Annotated in this window: 1 protein-coding gene; it reads left to right on the forward strand. The window is 59.9% G+C overall.

Annotated features, from left to right (window positions below; genetic code table 11):
• Positions 1 to 60: 60 nt before the first annotated feature.
• Positions 61 to 2,773 (forward strand): XrtA/PEP-CTERM system TPR-repeat protein PrsT (prsT, locus tag BLP45_RS14190; RefSeq protein WP_256327849.1); only part of this gene is annotated, 2,713 nt, incomplete at its 3' end.

The following is a 2,773-nucleotide window of genomic DNA, read 5'->3' on the forward strand; positions in this document are numbered from 1 at the left end:
CCGAGAAGCCTCGTGGTTGAGCGGCCACGATGGGAGCCGCTACTGGAGAGGAAGGAACAGATGTGTAATTTAAGGCATGGCGGAGCAAACGAGACCGTCTTGGCGCTGCTGCTCGCCGTCGCGCTGATTGGAGGAAGCCTGAGTGGCTGCGGCCAAGGCAAAGATGCGCAAGCGCTCATTTCGGACGCCAGGCAGTATCAGCAAAAGGGAGACCACAAAGCGGCCATCATCCAGCTCAAAAATGCCCTGCAGAAAGACCCCGATGACCCCGAAGCGCGCTATCTCCTGGGCACCATCTATAACAGGACCGGCGACCTGGCATCAGCCGAGAAAGAACTGCGCAAAGCCTTGAGCCTGGGAATGAGCCCTGCCAGGGTACTGCCCGACCTGGGACAAACCCTGCTTAACCTGGGCCAATTTCAGCAGGTACTGGAGGAGACGGCCAAGCTTCCCGCGGAGGATAAAAACACCGCCGCGTTTCTCGCATTGCGCGGAAATGCTTCCCTGGGACTGGGCAAGACCCAGGAAGCCCATGACCTGTTCCAGCAGGCGCTTGCCGCCCAGCCGGATTCTCCGGACGCCTTGATCGGGCTGGCCAAATATTCGCTCTCGCAAAGAGACCTCGAGGCTGCCACCCGCCTCGTAGAACAGGCGGTCAGCCGCAATCCCGAACATGCCGACGCCTGGCTCTTCCAAGGCGACCTGCTGCGCCTCCAGGGCAAAGTTGGGCCGGCGTTGGCCGCTTATGACGAAGTTGTGAAACTAAGGCCGAACAGCTCTACTGCCCATACCAACAAAGCCTTCATCGCCATTGATACCGGACGACTCGAAGCCGCCAAGGCGGATATCGCAGCGGCGCGCAAAGTGGCGCCCGGCAGCCTGATCGTCTTTTATGCCCAGGCGCTGCTTGATTATACGCAAGGCGAGCACGCCGCCGCGCTGGAATCCCTGCAGCAGATACTCAGCAAAGCACCGGAACACATGCCCAGTGTATTACTCGCGGGAGCCGTGCAACTCGCCTTGGGCTCGGCGCCACAAGCGGAACAGCATCTGAAACACTACCTGGAGAAGGATCCAAAAAATCCTTACGCGCGCAAACTCATGGCCTCGGTTCTGCTGAAAAGCCGCCAGCCGCAGCGTGCCATCGCTGTCCTGAACCCCGCCCTCAAAGAGGCGCACCACGATCCCCAGCTATTCACCCTGGCGGGTGAAGCCTCCATGCAGGCCAAGGATTTTGCCAAAGCCACGGAATATTTCGAGAAGGCCAGCGACATGGCGCCTAAAAATGCCATGTTGCATACCGCCTTGAGCATGAGCAAACTGGGACAAGGCGATAGCGAGCGCGCCGTGGCGGAGCTGGAAAGGGCGACCAGGCTGGACCCCAAGTCGTCCCAGGCGGGCATCCTGCTGGTCATGACGCATCTTCGCCTCAAGGAGTACGACAAGGCGCTGGCCGCGGCGAAGGCGCTGGAGAAGGAGCATCCGGATAATCCCCTGGTTCAGAATCTGAAAGGGGGGATCTATTTAGGCAAGAAGGATGCGTCGCGTGCACGCGCGAGTTTCGAAGCGGCGCTGGTGCTCGATGCGACCTATTTCCCGGCGGTGACGAATCTTGCACAGCTTGACCTGCAGGAAAAAAAACCGGAGGCCGCCAGGAAGCGCTTTGAGGCCATTCTGGAAAAAGACAGGAAGAATGTCCAGGCCATGGCCGCGCTATCCGGTCTTGCCCTGAACCAGGGCCAGAACAAGGAGGCCACGGCCTGGCTGGAACGCGCGCATCAAGAGAATCCGGACACGCTCCAGCCTGCCGTATTGCTGGGGGCACATTATCTGCGCGCCGGAGAAAAGCAGAAGGCGCTGGCCCTGGTCAAGAAGCTGCAGGGGGCGCATCCTGGGGACCCGGGTGTTCTGGATTTGCTGGGGCAGGCCCAATTCGCCAATGGTGACAAGGCCGGGGCGCTGGAGAGCTACACGAAACTGGCCGCAACGCCGTCGGCCTCCGCGCTCGCGCAATTTCGCATCGCTTCGATCCATATTGCCATGCAGAACTTGCCGGCTGCTTCGGATGCGCTCAGGAGGGTGCTGGCGATCAGGCCGGATTATCTGGATGCGCAATTGGCACAGGCTGCGCTGGAGACAAGCAAGGAGAATTATGCGGGCGCTATCGCCATTTCCCGGCAGATTCAGAAGCAACATGAGAAGTTACCCGTCGGCTATATCGCCGAGGGGGATGTGCTGATGAAGCAAAAAAATTCCGCGCTTGCCGCAAAGGCGTATGAGCGGGCATTGGCTCTTGGCAAGAGCCCGCCATTAATGGTGAAGCTGCATGCAGCGCTCAGTCAGGCCGGACGCGGCAAGGAGGCGGATTCGCGCTTGCTCCAGTGGGTGAAGGAGCGCCCGGAGGATGTCCCTTTGCGCATGTATCTGGCCGAGGTCTTTCTCGAGGACCGTCAGTACAAGTCCGCCATCGAGCAATATCGCGTTGTGCTGAAGCAAAATCCGCAGTATGTGCCGGCCCTGAATAATCTGGCGACGGCTTATCAGCAGGAGAAGGACCCGCAGGCGCTGGAGTATGCCGAGAAAGCCTATCAGCTGGCCCCGGGCAGTCCCATGATAGCGGATACCCTGGGGTGGATCCTGGTGGAGCAGGGCAATACCACGCGTGGCCTGCCGCTCCTGGCGGAAGCCGTCTCCATGGCCCCGAAAGTAGGCCAAATCCGCTATCATTTTATTCTCGGCCTGGTTAAAGCCGGTGAGAAGGAGAAAGCGCGCA

Source organism: Nitrosospira sp. Nl5 (assembly GCF_900102495.1).
Classification (GTDB): domain Bacteria; phylum Pseudomonadota; class Gammaproteobacteria; order Burkholderiales; family Nitrosomonadaceae; genus Nitrosospira.